A 16,721-nucleotide genomic window follows, 5' to 3' on the forward strand; every position below is an offset into this window, starting at 1 on the left:
CGACCCCTCCTAACTGGATAAACCCATCATCAAGGGCAGGCGGTTCTTATACCAAGCAACGGATAGATCGCGGACAGTAGACTATCTGCTCGCCGCGATCCGGGTGAAGGACAAACCGCCTTCAGCATGAGATGATCCAATGAATTATTTTCCGCTCAATAGGATCTGTCTGATTTGTTGTTGATGGAGACGTTCGCCAAGCACGACCACCGTCGCCTCGGAGGTCAGCATCAGATCAGGTCCGGGATTGATGTGTTTCTTGTGGTTCTTCTCGATTACGGCGATGATCGTCGCTCCAGAACGCTGACGAATTTTCAACTCGCCGATGGTTTTGCCAATCGCTTTATAGTTTGAATCTAATTTATACCACTCAATGATCAGATCGCCTAAAGCCACTTCAATGTTCTCCATTGCTGTTGGCTTATATGTCGCACCGCTAATAATGGCAGAGATATATCTCGCCTCATCGTCATCCAAAGTGACCATGGAAACGCTGTTGTCCGGATCGTCTTCATCGAAATGTGATAATTCGCGCCGTCCATTATTATGAATAACGATCGAGAGTTTGTCGCCGCTGCGGGCCTGGACCACGAATTGTTTACCGATTCCTGGCAGATCTGTTTCTTTGAGATTCATTTGAGTCAAGCCTCCAGTTTTTAAAGTCATTTTTCCATTTTGGGTAATAACAAAATAAGCCTCATGCGATTTCGTTTGAAAAAACGTGAAAGTCCTGCAGGAGACTGGATCAAAAAAACGATACAACTTCGGTTAAGCCACGAACATGCTCGTAAATTTGATGGGCATAAGCAGACGCCGCTTTAACAGCAGGCAGAATAACGGTCGGAAACACGCCCATGGCGCCAGCAGCATAAAGCTGATCAAGGCCGAGACGGCATCCAGTTGATGCGGGGTTCTGTCGATAAACAGCTTGCCGTAAGACGGTGTACTATTGAGGCGAAGTGATACCTTGTTCTGCACATGGCCATAATCGGTCTCAAGCGTCTCTTCCCCACGAGACTCTGCATGAACGGGGGATGAAATAAAGGAAGGGAGGGACAACGCCAGGACCAACGTCAATACCACCACAGCTAACCAACGAAGCCTTAGTTGTTGCGTTGTCATGCGTCATCCCTCCCCTCGACATCTATTTACTTACTATTAAGGATAGCATATCGACGTCATTCTTTCCAAAGAAAGAGTTGACTTGGATGGACCTCTATTAGATTAGGAAATACCGAATCAGAATATACGCGCTTGCGAAGATGATCGACAGAATCATCAGCAGGAAGCCATATTTCAAGTAGCGGACAAACGTAATCGGCTCCCCTTCCTTGGCAGACATGCCTGCAGCAATCAAATTGGCGCTGGCTCCGATCAGGGTCCCGTTGCCGCCAAGACATGCACCCAGGGCCAGACTCCACCACAGCGGCTGCAAGTTGCTGATTCCCATCGCGCCCATGTCCTGAATCATTGGAATCATCGTAGCGACGAACGGAATATTATCCAGGAAGGAAGAGGCGATCGCGCTTAGCCAGAGAATCAACATGGAAGTTGTGAGCGGGTCTCCTCCGGTTAAGTCGATGGACCATTCCGCTAACCGCTTGATCGTACCGGTGTCAATCAAACCGCCGACCAGGACGAACAATCCAATAAAGAAGAAGATGGTTGGCCATTCGACGGAACGGAACGCTCTCTCCATCACGTGCTCGCCTGTGAGCAGCAACAACAGGAAGGCTCCAGCGAGCGCCACGGTCGCCGATTCCAGATGGAATGTCTGATGCAGGAAGAAGCCAAGCAGCGTCAAGCCCAAAATGATCAGACATTTAATCAGCAGCTTCTTGTCCGTGATCAAGCCGTCCAAGCTGATGTTCATGATGTTCTTCTGATTCTCCGGCGTGGACTGGATTTGCTTCCGGAAGATCAGCACAAGAAGCGGCAGGGTAGCGGCCAGGATCACGATCACGATGGGCGCCAAGTGCTGCAGGAAAGCAATGAAGGTCAATTCCTTGACAGCGCTGCCGATCATAATATTAGGTGGATCCCCGATTAATGTGGCCGTTCCTCCGATATTTGAGGCTATGACCATCGAGAAGATGAAAGGAAATGCCTTGATCTTCAACTGCCGGGTAATGCTAAAGGCGACCGGTACCATCAGAATAATTGTGGTTACATTGTCCAAAAATGCGGAAGCAACCGCTGTAATTAACGCCAGGAGCCATAGGATGGTTACGGGGTTCCCTTTGGCGATCCGAGCCGTCCAGATCCCGATATATTTGAATAACCCTGTTTCTGCCGTGGTGTTCACGATGATCATCATACCGATCAAGAGACCTAGCGTATTAAAATCGATGTGATGAATCGCAGACTCCTGATCCACGATGCCGAGGATGATCATCAGAACGGCACCGACCATAGCCAGCAGCGTCCGATGGATTTTCTCCGAAATGATGAGTGCATAAGTTAGTAGAAAAATGACGATGGCCCAAATTGCTTGTTGCTCCATATGAACTCTCCTCTCCAAGTTAGATGTCCCTGAGGGCATGATAGCTTGGCGCGCAGGGGTGGAATTGTACCATTATCGGTCAAAAAAAGGCAAAAAGAGCCCGTCATTTGACAGGCTCCTCCGATAACTTCCATTTTCTATTGTTTAGTCATGCTGAGTTCATTATAGACTGACTTGTTTGGATTGTAAAGCACTTGCAGAGAAACTCTCCCTTCCCCTGTAAACCCTCAGGCTGAGCGTATCCTCGACTTAGGTCTAGGTTGAAAAACCGTCCCCAGTCCGTTTTGGATAACCTGTAATCATCCTAGAATAGAGACATAAGGTTGATCAAATGAGAGGCGGTGAAATTTTCAATGAGAACCAATCGACCGAATGTATTCGCTTTTGTACTGATTGCCCTCGGAGCACTGATTCTGCTGGGCAAATTAACTCCTTTCCTGGGCAGCCTGTTCGGACTGGTGATTGCGATTGTCATGATCGGTCTCGGCTATTACGGGATTCGACGGGGGAACGCCTTCTTCGGATGGCTGGTGTTGATTTTTGGGGTCATTTCCTTGATCTCCAAGCTGGCCTGGCTGATCGTTCCGCTCTTAGGTATTGGATTAATCGTTTACGGTATCTCTTCCTTAAGAGGCAAACGGAGTTACTGATTGATTAAATACATGCAGATGAACTTGAATGTGAACCGAAAGGTTAGGAGGGAAGGATGTCATGAGTGTATTTCGTCGAGTACGAGATATTACGGTAGCTACTCTAAATGAGAAGTTGGAACAATCGCAGGATCCGGTTCGCTTGATCGACCAATTTCTGATAGAAACGCGTCAGGAAATTGCGGAAGCCGAGAAGCTTCATTATCAATACAGCGGACATGCGAAGCAATTGAAGCAGCAGGTCGATCAAGCCAAGGTGATGCGCGACAAACGTGAGGAACAAGCGCTGCTTGCTTTGAAAGCAGGCGAGGAGCACTTGGCGAAGCTGGCCCTGCAGGAGAAGATGCTGTACGAGGAAAAGGTTGAGCAATACACCGAGCTGTACACGCAAAGCATGGAATCGCTGCAGGAGCTTGAAGCTCAACTCAACGAATTGAAGACCGAATATCAAGTCGTATACAACAAACGGCAGTACTACTACGCAAGAATGGAGACGCTTCGTTTACAGCAGCGGATGAACCAGCGGATGAACGGTTACGGCATGCAGGATGTGCCGAAGATGTTCCATCGCTTGGAGGACCGGGTATCCGATATGGAATGGGAAGCCCGCAGCCTGCGCGAATTGCGGAGAGCGGGTTCGGATTTCTTGAACCAAGCCGGCTCCGCCGTTCAATCAACTCTGGAACAGGAGCTCTCCCGCTTGAAGCAGAAGCTAAATAACCAGCGAGAGGAGTAAGAATCGATGGGAAGACCCTTATACCGATCCAGACGAGATCGCTGGATCAGCGGTTTGATCGGAGGGCTCGGAGAATATTTCGGAATTAACGTCGGTGTGCTCCGGTTGATCGCTTTTCTCAGCATATTTTTTACCGGCGGGACAACGATCTTCATCTACTTCATCGCTACCCTGGTAATATCCAAGGAGCCCTATCAGCCCCACGATCCGTACTATCATGGCGGATGGCCGGGCAGCGGCCCGCATCCGGGTTACGGCGGTAAACGCCGGGACTTCTACGAGGATCAACGCTTTGGTCCCCGTCCACCGTACGGTAATCCAACCGGTAATACTTACGGAACCCAGCCGCCGCAATACGGCGCAGGTGCTTCGGGAGCCGGCTTCCAGTCCGCTCCGGGTGCATCGAGTCTGGATTCCATGATGGAAGATATTGAGAAGAAAGCCTTGAAAAAAGAGTTGGAAGAGCTGCGCAAGAAGCTCTCCGAATACGAGAAGGGAGAAGTGTAAACGATGGGAGTATTCAAAAGAATTAAAGATATTACGAAAGCGTCTGTAAATGATTTGCTGGATAAGGTGGAAGACCCGATTGTCATGCTGAACCAATACCTGCGCGATATGGAGGCTGAAATTCGCGACGCCGAAGTGACTGTTGCGAAGCAAATGGCCAACGAGCGCCGGATGAAGCAACGTCTGGATGAAGCGATCCGTATCGCTGCACAACGGGAGGCTCAAGCTGAGCTGGCACTCCGTAATGGGCAGGAGGAAGTTGCCCGCAAAATGCTGGAGGAGAAAATCCATTACGACCAAAAGCAAACGGAATTCGCCGAGCTGCACGCGCAAGCTGAAGCACATGCTGCCGAACTCAAACAGCAGCTGCACGATATGAAAGACGAGTTCTATAAACTGCGCAACAAACGGAACGAGCTGGTAAGCCGTGCGCAAATGGCGAAAGCCAGAAAGCAAATGTCGCAAATCAGCACGCTGCATACGATCGAAAGCGGCAACGCTTCGCTCGGATTCCACCGGATGGAAGAGAAGATCATGCAACTGGAAGCAGAAGCCGAAGTTGCGGGCATGGTTTATCGTGGATCCTCGTCTTCCCCTTACATCAGCCCGGCTGATGCCGAGAAGCAGTTGAAAGTGGATGCGCAGCTTGAAGCGCTGAAAGCAAAATTGAACCCGTCCGCAGCTCGCGAAGAAGACAAGGAATAGCTACACGTCCGCTGGACATTGTGATATTCTAAATACTGGTGAAGCCATACGGTATGGGAGGCCATGCCGTTATGGCTTTTTACAACTCTATGAACCTGCTGGGAGGTGCGGCACATGGATACAAGGAAAAGGTTCTTAGCCATCGGCTTAATCGGATTTGGCTTACTGTTGATTTTCGGGAAGTGGCTGAGTTTCTTTACCATTGTCGCCCTCTTTTTGCTCGGGTTCGGTATATATAAAATTCGGCAGGGCGAACAGGTCAAGACCGGCTATATCTTAATGGCGATCGGCGGCGGACTCATTCTGCTCGATCATTTCATGCTGATCCTGGCGATTCTGATGATCTCGTTGGGGTACTACTACGCGAAAGTTCGCAAAACCCAACCGCAAGGCAATTACGTGCAGAAGCAAAACATCACCTCCAGCGTCCGTTGGGATCGCGATCCGTGGAACTTGCGGAACACAAGCATGTGGCATGTGCTTGGCGAGCTTGACATCGATTTATCGCTGGCGATGATGGAAGGCGGGCAAAACGTCCTCATGTTTCAAGGGATTGTCGGGGACGTGGATTTAGTGATTCCGGAAGATTACGGCGTGGAGATCGAAGCGTTCGTCCTGTTCGGGCAAATCGATTTCAGCCACGATAAAGAGACGGGCATGCTCAATCGGCTGTATTGGAAGTCGCCGAATTACGAGACCCGTGACCAAAAAGTGAAAATCATCATTTCCTATCTTGTAGGAGATGTCGATATACGATTACTTTAAGACAGGAGGAAACGTCCCGCATGAAATCGAAAAAGCCAAGCAACATGGTCTCCCGCAGCATGCGCGGAGGGATTCTCCTGTCTATTATTACGATGGCAGCCACCATTTATGTGATGTATACATATGGGTATTTTCAGCCTCAACCGTCCTGGGCGACGGCCATAAAAGCCGGCACGATGCTGCTCTCACTGCTTCTTATCATCGGCGCAGCTCACGGGTTCTTTCTAGGGTATCGCCCCAAACGACAGATTGACGGTTTGCGTGAAGCTTTGCTGCAATGGGAAAAGGGCAATCAGACCGGGAGCGTACCTAAGCTTGGCGAAGACGAACTGGGCCGACTGGCAGAGCAGCTGGAACGGATCGGCAAACGCTGGGAGGAGCAGGTGTCCTCGCTCCAGCGGTTGTCCACGCACAACGCCCAGTTGGCCGAGCAGGCCCGGGTATCGGCGATTGTGGAGGAGCGGCAGCGGCTGGCTCGGGAATTGCATGACGCCGTATCCCAGCAACTGTTCGCTATCTCGATGACGGCTACGGCTGTGGGGCGTACGCTGGAGAAGGATTTTGATAAGGCACAGCGCCAGGTCGAGCTCATTGAGGAGATGGCTTCGGTGGCACAGTCCGAAATGCGCGCGCTGCTGTTGCATTTGCGTCCGGTCTATCTCGAAGGCAAGGAATTGTCGCAGGGCTTAAGCGATTTGGTTAAAGAGCTGAAGACGAAGGTGCCGATGGATTTAACCTTGGAAATCGACGAGGATTTGAATTTAGGCAAAGGAATTGAAAACCATCTGTTCCGTATCATTCAGGAAGCGATGTCCAATACGCTGCGCCACGCCAAGGCGGACAAGATGGAGATACGAATTCACCGCCGAGGCGAGGCGGTCAAGGTGACGCTGCGCGACAACGGGATCGGCTTCGAGTTGGATGACAAGAAGCAAGCATCCTACGGCTTGTCAACGATGCAGGAACGCATTCACGAGATCGGCGGATCGATTCAGTTTATCACTGCGCCCGGCAAAGGGACGCGCATTGAGATATCCGTTCCACTAATTCATGAAGAAAGCGGGGATGAGGGCAGTCATGGAGATGGAAGACAAGGAGATTAAAGTACTGCTTGTGGATGATCATGAGATGGTCAGAATTGGTCTGGCGGCGGTGCTGGGCACGGAAGAAGGAATCGAGGTCGTTGGCGAGGCCAGCAGCGGCGAGGAAGGAATTCGCCTGGCGCAGGAGTACCGGCCCGATGTTGTGCTGATGGACTTGGTGATGGAAGGCATGGACGGCATCGAAACGACTCGTCAGCTGCTTGCGTTGCATCCGGACTGTAAAGTCATCGTGCTCACCAGCTATCTTGATGACGAGAAGATGTATCCTGTGATCGAAGCCGGGGCGTTCAGCTATTTACTGAAAACGTCACGCGCGTCCGAGATCGCTGAGGCAATTCGCGCTGCGGCCCGCGGCCAATCGGTATTGGAGTCACAGGTCGCTTCCAAGATGATGAACCGGTTCCGCCAGCCGAAGGTGGAGGCACCAGCTCATGAAGAGCTGACCGAGCGTGAAATGGACGTTTTGCGTTTGCTGGCTCAAGGGAAATCCAATCAAGATATCGCCGATGAGCTGATCATCGGGATCAAGACAGTGAAGTTCCACGTCACCAATATTTTAGCGAAGCTTGGCGTCGAGGACCGCACGCAGGCGGCGATTTATGCATACAAAAACGGGTTGGCGGAGTAAATCTCTGCCACCCGTTTTGTGTTTATAAAGCGACTTATACTACTTGTCACTCATTTTCACAGGAAATCCAACTGCTTTTATGGTAATATATGTATTATCATGCTTTTCTATGATCTTATTCGCAGGGAGCGATAGATTAAATGATTTCCAAGATCACGAGAAATATACTCCTATTATTTTGTACGATTTCATTTTGCATCATGATCGTTAATGGTTGTTCGATATCTCCGTCAAATGAAACGAAAAAACATGTCACTATTCTATATAAATCCATCCCTGATTTCGAAAGAGATTTTGATGGCTTGAAGCAACATTTTAATAATATAGAAATTGAAGTTGTGGAGTATGAGTCCGTATTAGGGAAGGGGATGTGGGACAATTTCGAGTTAGTTCCACAGTCAGGAGATGATTGGAACGCAGATGCATTTATCAACCTAATTAAGAAAGATAAACCTGATATTATTTTCTTTCCTAGATTATTATTTTCTCGATTGCGGGAGGAGGGAATCCTGTATGATATCTCCTCTTTTAGTTATGAGCCTGAAATACAACGTATCGATCCCTTAATACTGGATACGGTTAGAGAAATGGGGGATGGGAAGTTGTATGCGATTTCGAATTTAATTGCAACCCAAGCTTTGTATTATAATAAGCAACTATTTCAAAAGTATGAAATGACGGAACCGGTTAGTTTAATGAACTGGGAAGATGTTCTGAAGCTGGGGAACTCCATTTCAAAGATAGGGAGCTCAGATGGAATTGTCGGGCTGCAAACTGCAAATTACGATAATGTAGAGTTGTTTCTGCAGATAGGGAAGTCAAAAGGCTTAACCTGGTATGACCCGATACATCAACGTGCCCTTTTTGCCAGCGAGGAATGGAAATCCGCATTAGCGCTTATTGTTGATAAGTACAAGTCGGAAGTCAATTCAGATAAAGAATTAGGTTCTTTCGAGGATGGACATATAGCGATGGCAATAGATACATACAGATTGAAAGATAACATTAAACAATCCAACCCAGATCTTGATTGGAATCTAGTCACAGCTCCCGTGACTCATTATGATCCGAACAAGAGTACAGCGATAACTTTTGATTATCTAAATGGTATCAATCAAGAGGCGAAAGATATATCAAGTGCTAAAGAGGTTTGGCTTTACCTAAATAGTCGTACTATGGCGCAAAAAAGATTCTATACGAGTTATTTCCGCTTCACTGTACCTGTCTTTGAGGGAATTGTTAAGGATGATCAAAAAAATGTTCAGGCATTTTATCAAGTGAAGCCTGAGATTTCCAAAGATACATCGCTACCTAATAAAGCAATGGTTGAGGTAAAACGTTATTTGGATCAGGATATTAAGAAAATCGTATCTGGCGATCTATCCATTGATGAAACCGTGAAAAGTTGGGATACCGAGATTCCTAACATCATCCTTAAATACCAAGAATAAAATGAAAGGTGACTTATGAAAATATTTAAGGTGTTCGTCCTCATATTGTCTGTTTCTATTTTCTTATTTGGATGCGGGGTACAACTGCAAAAGAAGGAGCCAAAAGATTATTCCAATACAATAATTAATATTTATACTTCATTCAATAATGAGCAACAATTTTATAAAAATTACGGAAACCTTATTCTTGATCATTTTCCAGGGATAGAGATCAATTTAATGATGCCTTCCGATAATTCGAGTGGGGCAACAAAGATTGATGAACACCAGACAATTACACCGGACTTGATGTTCTTATACACTGACGAATACCAAAGGCTCAGCGAACAATCCTATTTCATGGACCTAGCCCCTTATGTTGAAAAGGACAAGCTCGATTTGGACAAATATGCGGACAGTATGATAGACGCATTGAGTACGGAAATGGGCTCACTGTATGGCCTTGCACCTCGGGTAAATATATTTGGAATTTTCTATAACAAGGATCTGTTTGATCAGCTCCATATTGATTACCCAGTTAGCGGGATGGATTGGTACGAGTTATTAAATATCGCCTCGCGATTTGAGGGGAGCACCATAGGTATTGAAAGCACATTCTCAGCGTCTAGTTGGTTAATGAAGATAACAAGTACGAATAAATCGTACTTCATTGATCCGAAAAGCGACAGTATCTCATTTCAAAAGGAAGAATGGACCACTGCTATTCAAAGAATCATTGAGTTATATCAGACGGAAACAGTTCTTAGTAATAAAGATAACCAGTTTATTCAAGGAAAGGCAGCTCTATTATTAGAGGGAAGTGTTCAATTCATCGATGAATTACATCGTAACGCTAATTTTTCTTGGGGATTTGTACCCGAGCCGGTGAATTCCAAGAAAAGAGATGAAAGTAGAAGTGTTTTTTTTGATCAAGTATTATCTATTCCAGAAAAATCAGCAGATAAGGAATTGGCATGGCAAATATTAAAAATGCTGATGGATGAGCAAGTAGCTGATGAATATAATTCATTTCCAAGAAGTGTGTCGACACTCAAAAGTCATATGAATCAATATAGTGGAGTGAGCTTGGAGGAATTCTGGCAACAGAATCTGGATATCAATCCCGGGATATTGCCAAGTGTTTTATCGTCTTCATTTATCGGTGAATTTTATGGAACCTTAGAGAAGGAGCTTCAACTTGCCATTGACGGAAAACAATCGGCGGACCAGACCTTCGAGAAACTTGTGAATCAGACCCAAATCGCTTATGAGAAGGAGAAATTAAGGAATAAACAATGAAGATGATGCAGAATTATGAAAGTGGTTTGGCAGAGTAAACATCTCGCCAAACCGTTTTTTATTGTTTTTAACACTTTACTTTGGCCCGAATCACCCATAGAAATCCAAAAGCAGGAATTCGGCCCAGTTGATGGCGAATCCATTCGGGGAGAGGTTGGGTTCCAATCCGGGACGAAGCGAAGTGAATAAGGCAGACCACAAGTGCAAATGGTACGGCGGACAGTATCACGAAAACCAGGCATTCCGTTTGGCGATTTGCAGCAAGGCCGGTATGATGAAGACATGGTTCGTGATTCCGATGGCCAGCATTAACGTTATGATAGCCTGCAAATTTGTAGCTATCAGCGAGCGGATCAGAAGCTTCTCCCATCCTGATAGATTCTGGCTCAACTCATTGAGTTATTATTCGCAGAGGAGGCGCGTGTCATGCAAAACCGCAAGTTTTGGAGTATCGGGTTGTTGATCCTCGTTTGCGCGATGCTGCTGGTCGGCTTGCAACGGATCCAAACGATCGAGACGAGCGAGATGACCGAGATGACCGAGATGACCGAGCAAGAAGCGGACGTCTCAGATCCACTGAAAGAAGCGGAGCAGCAGTTGGACGCGCTGGTTGCGATAGGAAAGGCCGTAACTTCGGATCCGTTTCGAATCACCTTAAAATGGCAAGGGGATTGGGACTCGTTGCTCTCCTCAGAGGAAGCGGCTGGGGTGCTAGCCAGCCGGCTGGGGTTGTCCCATCCGGAGAGAGGAGTCGTCCAAGGGCGGACCGTTTATGAATCTCAAGGTCAGATCGAGGGGATTCACGCTGAGCTGGAACTAGTTACACTGGAAGAGGGTAAGCATTACGCAATACTTCGACTTGAAGCAGCCGGCGAGGATTCGGCACTATGGAAGCAACTGCAGGAAGCCCAACGGATGGCAGGGGAATCACTGGCGGATGAAGGCGTCGATCCAAGATGGAATGCAGCGATACAGGGGATGGCCTGGCCTTCATCTGTGACAGAGGAGGGGGAGAGCTCCGGTGAAACTGTGCTCGCCGCGACGCTTGACCGCTTGGAATCGCAAGTTGAGCGTTCCGCCAAACTGAAGTTGAAGCAAGTGGAAACGTTTGGGGACGAAGGAACGGCCAGCCGCACGTATCGGGTGGATGCCTTGCCGATCACCGTCCTCAGCGGCGAGCATCAAGTGGCATTGCAAATGGCGGTCCATCGTAACAGCGACACCGGGATGGATGAGATTACGATCGGTATGCCGCTGCTCACCGTAGAATATTAGAGAGATCGTAAAGGAGGAACGGAGATTCGTGCAACGTCTGTTGCTGCATCAGCAAAGCTGCTCGGAAATCTTCGTCTATGAAACGGACGAGCTATATGGCGAACGAGGGACGTTTCGCGTCCTTCAGTTTGCCAGCGAGGCGGTACAAGGCGCGATGGATATGATCCGACCCGAACGGATCATACTAGAATATCCGCGGGCGATGTTGTATTTGCTTCAGCGCCATGTTTCCGATCCCGGACGGGTGTTCATCATCGGTCAAGGCACAGGAACGATCGCCAGCCATTTGAGCGGTTGCGACGTGATTATAGCGGAGATTGATCCGCTGGTGGCGGAAATTAGCCGCCGCTTTTTCGGCTATACGGGGGATTCGGTGCGCATCGGGGACGGGCGGACTTTGCTTGAACAAGAGAAGCCCAAATCCCTCGACGGCATTATCGTGGATGCGTTCTCCGAACAGGGAACGCCGAGCCATTTGACGTCGCTTGGTTTTTTTCAGCTGGCGGCGGAAAGACTGGATGAGGAAGGGATCCTGCTGCTCAATCTATTCGGACGCGGGGCTGAGGACGCTTGGATTGCGGCGCTTACTGCCACGTTACGAGAAGTGATGGAGGATGTCCGGGTGTTTACGCTGCCGGCAACGGAGCCTCACGAACCCCGGAATATGCTGCTCGCGGGCAGCCGTAAGCCGATCCAGTATCAAGCCCACGGCATGGCCGGATTTGTAGAGGTCGAGCCTCCAGCGGGGTATATCATTTATGACCCTGTCTCATTATAGATAGATGATGGAATCCGTCTGGCGAATGTGCTAAAATGGCATCACATCCCGTGATGCCTTGTAAAGAGATGTCATTGATCGGGAATGAAGTTTAAAAATTACCAATCTTACATAGAAAGAATGAGGAGCTATGGCTGACAATTTCTCACAACCCACAGTTCAGCCCCCAGGGGCGGTATTTTTTATTTTCGGAGCTACCGGAGATTTAGCGCGCCGTAAGCTCTTCCCGGCTATCTATTCCTTGTATCGTGAAGGGAAACTGGCCGAGGATTTCGCCGTCATCGGTGTAGCCCGTCGTCCGCGTACGGACGAAGAATTTAAGGAGGATCTGTATCGGTCAATTGAGGAATTTTGCCGGTACAAGATCGACGACCAGGAGCATTGGGGGCGCTTCGCGCAGCATTTCTCCTATAAATCGCTCGACATCAATAACGTTGACGGTTATCACGAGCTGAGAGAACTGACCGAGTCTGTGGAAGCACGGTTTGGGATTCCCGGAAACCGTCTGTTCTACTTGGCATTGGCACCGGAGCTGTTCGGCAGCGTTTCTTTTAACCTGCAGAAGGGCGGCATGTTAGATACGAGCGGCTGGCACCGGTTGGTAATCGAGAAGCCGTTTGGCTATGATCTGCAGTCTGCTCAGAAGCTGAATGAAGAGCTGAGCCAGGTGTTTAAAGAAGAGGAAATTTACCGGATCGATCACTATCTCGGCAAGGAAATGGTGCAGAACATTGAAGTGATTCGCTTTGCGAATGCGTTCTTCGAACCGCTCTGGAACAACAAGCACATTGCCAATGTGCAAATTACGCTCAGCGAGACGGTTGGCGTGGAAGAACGCGGCGGATATTACGATCATGCCGGTGCATTGCGTGACATGGGGCAGAACCATATGCTGCAAATGCTCACGATGATCGCCATGGAGCCGCCTAGCCGCTTGTATGCGGAGGATATCCGCGACGAGAAGGTGAAGGTGCTGCGCTCGTTGCGTCCGTATGAGTCGGTGCAAGAAGTGAAGGAGAACGTGGTACGCGGGCAATATATCGCTGGGGAAGCGAGAGGCAAGAAGCTGCCGGGTTATCGTGAGGAGGACAAGGTTGATCCGAACTCCAATACCGAGACGTATTTTGCAGCCAAAGTGTTCGTCGACAACTTCCGTTGGGCCGGCGTACCGTTCTATATTCGCACCGGGAAGCGGCTTCCAGTCAAAACGACGGAAGTCGTGGTGGAATTTAAGGCGATGCCAACGAATGTCTACCTCGGTCAAAAGCACACGCTGGAGCCGAACCTGCTCGTGATTCGCGTCAATCCGATGGAGGGCATTTACATCAAGATTAATGCCAAGAAGCCGGGTTCGGAATCGCAAATCCAGCCGCTTGCGATGGACTTTTGCCAAAGCTGTCTGGTGGGGATCAACTCGCCGGAAGCTTACGAGCGCTTGATCTACGATGCAGCTCAAGGGGATTCGACGTATTTCACCCGTTGGGACGAAGTAGCGGCGGCGTGGGCCTTTGTGGATCGAATTGCTGCGGCTTGGCAGCAAAATCCGTCCGACATCAGTACGTATCCTGCCGGCTCTTGGGGGCCGAAGGAAGCGGACGAGCTGCTGGCGAAAGACGGCTTCCACTGGTGGCCGGTGAACGGCCAAGAGGAAGACAATGTCATTTGGATCAACCCGAATTAATGCTGTGTTGACCGTGAACGATCCGGCCTATGGGCGAATAGAATAGGTTGACCTGGAAACACCTTCATGTCCTGTCAGGGCGTAAGGTGTTTTTGCTTAACGGAAGGACAAAATATGTTACAATAGAGAACGTGAATTTGTGGACGAGAGGAAAGTGAGCATGAGCAAAGCATTGGACCAAGTGCTGCAGCAGGAAGTGGACAAACGGCGTACGTTTGCAATCATTTCCCACCCGGACGCCGGGAAGACGACGCTGACCGAAAAACTGCTGCTGTTCGGCGGCGCAATTCGCCTCGCCGGATCGGTCAAGGCGCGCAAAGCGAGCAAACACGCGACAAGTGACTGGATGGAAATCGAGAAGCAGCGGGGGATTTCCGTTACTTCTTCCGTCATGCAGTTTGATTATAACGGGCATCGAGTGAACATTTTGGATACACCGGGCCACCAAGACTTCTCGGAGGATACGTACCGGACGCTGACTGCTGCAGACAGCGCCGTCATGTTGATCGACGTGGCGAAGGGCGTGGAGGCACAGACGATCAAGCTGTTCCAGGTCTGCGCGAAACGGGGGATTCCGATATTCACCTTCATTAACAAGCTCGACCGGGAAGGTCGGAACCCGTTTGAATTGATGGAGGAAATCGAGCAGGTGCTGGGCATCCGCTCCGTGCCGATGAACTGGCCGATTGGGATGGGCCGCGAACTGTCAGGGGTCTATGACCGGATGAAGAATCAAGTGGAGCTGTTCCAAGGAGACGACCACTCCACGATTCAGGTGAAGAAGGTGGAGGGGTATACGGATCCGGTGATCCGCGAAATCGCTGGTGAATATCTCCATGACCAGCTGTGCCAGGACCTGGAGCTGTTGGACGTCGCCGGGGACCCGTTTGATTATGAGAAGGTTCGCAACGGTGAATTAACGCCAGTGTTTTTTGGCAGTGCGGTTAATAATTTTGGCGTGCAGACGTTCCTGGAGAACTTCCTGCAGCTGGCTCCTAAGCCAACGCCGCGGCGCAGTACCGAAGGTCTAGTTGAACCTACGAACGAGAAGTTCTCGGGGTACGTGTTCAAAATTCAGGCGAACATGAACCCGGCGCACCGCGACCGGATCGCCTTCCTGCGTATTGTTTCAGGCAAGTTCGAACGCGGCATGACCGTGAAGCATGTGCGGGCGGGCAAGGAGATCAAGCTGTCTCAACCGCAGCAATTCCTGGCTCAAGATCGGGATATCGTCAGCGAAGCGTACCCTGGGGATATTGTTGGGTTGTTTGACCCGGGGATTTTCCGGATTGGGGATTCGCTAAGCCAAGGCAGCGAAATCGTATTTGACGAGCTGCCGACGTTCTCGCCGGAGATTTTCGCCAAGGTGACGGTCAAGAACGCGCTGAAGCATAAGCAATACCAGAAGGGGATTGACCAACTGACCGAGGAGGGCACCATTCAGGTATTCACCACGGTTGGATTCGAAGATACACTGCTCGGCGTGGTTGGGCAGCTGCAGTTCGAAGTGTTCGAGTACCGGATGAAAAATGAATATGGTGTGGAAGTTCAACTGCAACGGATGCCGTATCAGTTCGCACGCTGGATTGTGGGCGACAAAATCGACCCTTCCAAGTTCCGGATCAATTCCACGCTGGTGAAGGATAAGAAAGGCAACTATGTCGCGCTGTTCGAAAATGAATACGCGATGCGGACGGCGATGGAGAAAAATCCGGATGCGAAGTTCCTGGAGACCGCACCTTAAGATGTGAAGGTTCGCCGCCTTTCGGACAGAGGAAAGACCGCCCTGGGATAGGGCGGTCTTTTTGGGTTGTAGCGGGCAGTTCTATTTCAATGGTTTGAGGCTAGCCTGATCCACTTGCTGCTTGAGCACGGATACCAGTTCATTCTGTTTGGACGTATCGATATGCTTCCAGATCGTTTCGAAGACGACGCCAAGACCCGGCAGTGCGGCTTCCTGAGCGTCGATCGATCCCTCGATCATCTCCCGCAGCCCTTGCTCGTCTTTGCCGTGAATTTTGTGCATAATCGCTTGACGCAGGTCGAGTGTAATGGATGGCACGTAGTTTCCCTCCTTGAAATATGTGACTTGCCCGGTGTTAATTTGCCCGATTGAACCGGGGAAAATGCGCGGAGGCGGGGGAACGTGAATCGTTCGCGTCGTGGTCTGGATGTGGAGTGAACGTGACCTGGACATGGTCTGCGTGCAAATGTGATCTGGACGTGGTCTGCATGTGATATGCGTGTGATCTGCATGCGATCTACGTGTGATCTGCATGCGATCTACGTGTGATCTGCATTCGATGTGCAAGCGATCTGCATGTGATCTACGTGCGATCTGCATTCGATGTGCAAGCGATCTGTATGTGATCTTAACGTGCTCGTGATGTAACGGACCGTAACGACGTTATTTGTTCATTTCCCGGATATTTCCCGTTGTAACGGACTACAGGGCTCTTATTGGGCTCTTTTGGCGAGGATTACACTGGTTTGGTCTGAAATAAGGTCTTCTCTGTCCGTAAGAATCAGGGAAATGGGCTAAGCTAATAAATAACGCCCCTGGTGTCCGTTGCTATGAACGTTTTTGTCAAGCCCTCGGTTTTAAATCTGCCTGAGCACGTGGCGCGAGAGCAAAAATGCGAGCGACGGTCGGCACGCTGC

Annotated in this window: 17 protein-coding genes; 13 read left to right on the forward strand and 4 right to left on the reverse strand. The window is 49.5% G+C overall.

The annotated features are described in order from the left end of the window. Window positions 1–144: 144 nt before the first annotated feature. The 3 genes from RW092_RS08835 to RW092_RS08845 all read right to left on the reverse strand — a co-directional run bounded on the left by RW092_RS08835 (window position 145) and on the right by RW092_RS08845 (window position 2,503). A complete protein-coding gene (locus RW092_RS08835; protein ID WP_016310889.1) occupies window positions 145–636 on the reverse strand; it encodes a cation:proton antiporter regulatory subunit in 492 nt (163 codons plus the stop codon). A gap of 132 nt (window positions 637–768) precedes the next feature. Continuing rightward, window positions 769–1,122 (reverse strand): hypothetical protein, encoded by a 354-nt coding sequence (locus RW092_RS08840; protein ID WP_009224702.1) that lies wholly within the window; start codon window positions 1,120–1,122, stop codon window positions 769–771. Between the two features lie 97 nt (window positions 1,123–1,219). Beyond that, the gene (locus tag RW092_RS08845; RefSeq protein ID WP_016310890.1) at window positions 1,220–2,503 is read right to left on the reverse strand and encodes an ArsB/NhaD family transporter; all 1,284 of its coding nucleotides are present in this window, start codon (window positions 2,501–2,503) and stop codon (window positions 1,220–1,222) included. 353 nt (window positions 2,504–2,856) lie between these two features. Between RW092_RS08845 and RW092_RS08850 the strand changes: the two genes are divergently transcribed. The 13 genes from RW092_RS08850 to RW092_RS08910 all read left to right on the forward strand — a co-directional run bounded on the left by RW092_RS08850 (window position 2,857) and on the right by RW092_RS08910 (window position 15,804). Next, complete coding sequence (locus RW092_RS08850) at window positions 2,857–3,153, forward strand: hypothetical protein (protein ID WP_016310891.1); 297 nt, start codon at window positions 2,857–2,859, stop codon at window positions 3,151–3,153. Window positions 3,154–3,214: 61 nt separating this feature from the next. Beyond that, window positions 3,215–3,889 carry a PspA/IM30 family protein gene (locus RW092_RS08855; RefSeq protein ID WP_009224714.1) on the forward strand — a complete coding sequence of 225 codons (675 nt, stop codon included), beginning with the start codon at window positions 3,215–3,217 and terminating at the stop codon, window positions 3,887–3,889. 6 nt (window positions 3,890–3,895) lie between these two features. Beyond that, the gene (locus RW092_RS08860) at window positions 3,896–4,396 is read left to right on the forward strand and encodes a PspC domain-containing protein (protein WP_016310892.1); all 501 of its coding nucleotides are present in this window, start codon (window positions 3,896–3,898) and stop codon (window positions 4,394–4,396) included. Window positions 4,397–4,399: 3 nt separating this feature from the next. After that, window positions 4,400–5,101: a PspA/IM30 family protein gene (locus RW092_RS08865; protein ID WP_085170631.1), complete on the forward strand. Its 702-nt coding sequence runs from the start codon at window positions 4,400–4,402 to the stop codon at window positions 5,099–5,101. A 114-nt stretch (window positions 5,102–5,215) separates the two neighbouring features. Then, entirely contained in the window at window positions 5,216–5,866 is a 651-nt protein-coding gene (gene liaF / locus RW092_RS08870) for a cell wall-active antibiotics response protein LiaF (RefSeq protein WP_016310894.1), read from the forward strand. A 20-nt stretch (window positions 5,867–5,886) separates the two neighbouring features. Next, window positions 5,887–6,969, forward strand: a complete 1,083-nt coding sequence (locus RW092_RS08875) for a sensor histidine kinase (protein ID WP_016310895.1) — start codon at window positions 5,887–5,889, stop codon at window positions 6,967–6,969. Beyond that, window positions 6,944–7,597: a response regulator gene (locus RW092_RS08880; protein ID WP_016310896.1), complete on the forward strand. Its 654-nt coding sequence runs from the start codon at window positions 6,944–6,946 to the stop codon at window positions 7,595–7,597. Before RW092_RS08875 ends, RW092_RS08880 begins: the two co-directional genes overlap by 26 nt. Window positions 7,598–7,797: 200 nt before the next feature. Further along, a complete protein-coding gene (locus RW092_RS08885) occupies window positions 7,798–9,048 on the forward strand; it encodes an ABC transporter substrate-binding protein (RefSeq protein ID WP_316010013.1) in 1,251 nt (416 codons plus the stop codon). A 45-nt stretch (window positions 9,049–9,093) separates the two neighbouring features. Beyond that, window positions 9,094–10,326, forward strand: coding sequence for an ABC transporter substrate-binding protein (locus tag RW092_RS08890; RefSeq protein ID WP_316010014.1), 1,233 nt, complete (start codon window positions 9,094–9,096; stop codon window positions 10,324–10,326). Window positions 10,327–10,752: 426 nt separating this feature from the next. Continuing rightward, the gene (locus RW092_RS08895) at window positions 10,753–11,601 is read left to right on the forward strand and encodes a hypothetical protein (protein ID WP_316010015.1); all 849 of its coding nucleotides are present in this window, start codon (window positions 10,753–10,755) and stop codon (window positions 11,599–11,601) included. Window positions 11,602–11,629: 28 nt separating this feature from the next. Beyond that, window positions 11,630–12,379, forward strand: coding sequence for a spermidine synthase (locus tag RW092_RS08900; protein WP_028538806.1), 750 nt, complete (start codon window positions 11,630–11,632; stop codon window positions 12,377–12,379). Window positions 12,380–12,509: 130 nt separating this feature from the next. Next, window positions 12,510–14,060, forward strand: a complete 1,551-nt coding sequence (gene zwf / locus RW092_RS08905; RefSeq protein WP_085170629.1) for a glucose-6-phosphate dehydrogenase — start codon at window positions 12,510–12,512, stop codon at window positions 14,058–14,060. Window positions 14,061–14,220: 160 nt separating this feature from the next. Continuing rightward, complete coding sequence (locus RW092_RS08910) at window positions 14,221–15,804, forward strand: peptide chain release factor 3 (protein WP_085170628.1); 1,584 nt, start codon at window positions 14,221–14,223, stop codon at window positions 15,802–15,804. Window positions 15,805–15,885: 81 nt separating this feature from the next. On the opposite strand, the gene sspI is transcribed toward RW092_RS08910, so the two are convergent. Continuing rightward, window positions 15,886–16,122: a small acid-soluble spore protein SspI gene (gene sspI / locus RW092_RS08915; RefSeq protein WP_009224726.1), complete on the reverse strand. Its 237-nt coding sequence runs from the start codon at window positions 16,120–16,122 to the stop codon at window positions 15,886–15,888. Window positions 16,123–16,721: the final 599 nt, after the last annotated feature.

Origin of the sequence: Paenibacillus sp. 3LSP (assembly GCF_032465655.1) — a bacterium.
In the GTDB taxonomy this organism is placed as follows: Bacteria; Bacillota; Bacilli; order Paenibacillales; family Paenibacillaceae; genus Fontibacillus; species Fontibacillus barengoltzii.

Bases quoted from the DNA above. Each gene is read 5' to 3' on its own strand.
- RW092_RS08835 (WP_016310889.1), bottom strand. From the start codon at position 636: ATGAATCTCAAAGAAACAGATCTGCCAGGAATCGGTAAACAATTCGTG.
- RW092_RS08840 (WP_009224702.1), bottom strand. From the start codon at position 1,122: ATGACAACGCAACAACTAAGGCTTCGTTGGTTAGCTGTGGTGGTATTG.
- RW092_RS08845 (WP_016310890.1), bottom strand. From the start codon at position 2,503: ATGGAGCAACAAGCAATTTGGGCCATCGTCATTTTTCTACTAACTTAT.
- RW092_RS08850 (WP_016310891.1), top strand. From the start codon at position 2,857: ATGAGAACCAATCGACCGAATGTATTCGCTTTTGTACTGATTGCCCTC.
- RW092_RS08855 (WP_009224714.1), top strand. From the start codon at position 3,215: ATGAGTGTATTTCGTCGAGTACGAGATATTACGGTAGCTACTCTAAAT.
- RW092_RS08860 (WP_016310892.1), top strand. From the start codon at position 3,896: ATGGGAAGACCCTTATACCGATCCAGACGAGATCGCTGGATCAGCGGT.
- RW092_RS08865 (WP_085170631.1), top strand. From the start codon at position 4,400: ATGGGAGTATTCAAAAGAATTAAAGATATTACGAAAGCGTCTGTAAAT.
- liaF (WP_016310894.1), top strand. From the start codon at position 5,216: ATGGATACAAGGAAAAGGTTCTTAGCCATCGGCTTAATCGGATTTGGC.
- RW092_RS08875 (WP_016310895.1), top strand. From the start codon at position 5,887: ATGAAATCGAAAAAGCCAAGCAACATGGTCTCCCGCAGCATGCGCGGA.
- RW092_RS08880 (WP_016310896.1), top strand. From the start codon at position 6,944: ATGGAGATGGAAGACAAGGAGATTAAAGTACTGCTTGTGGATGATCAT.
- RW092_RS08885 (WP_316010013.1), top strand. From the start codon at position 7,798: ATGATCGTTAATGGTTGTTCGATATCTCCGTCAAATGAAACGAAAAAA.
- RW092_RS08895 (WP_316010015.1), top strand. From the start codon at position 10,753: ATGCAAAACCGCAAGTTTTGGAGTATCGGGTTGTTGATCCTCGTTTGC.
- zwf (WP_085170629.1), top strand. From the start codon at position 12,510: ATGGCTGACAATTTCTCACAACCCACAGTTCAGCCCCCAGGGGCGGTA.
- RW092_RS08910 (WP_085170628.1), top strand. From the start codon at position 14,221: ATGAGCAAAGCATTGGACCAAGTGCTGCAGCAGGAAGTGGACAAACGG.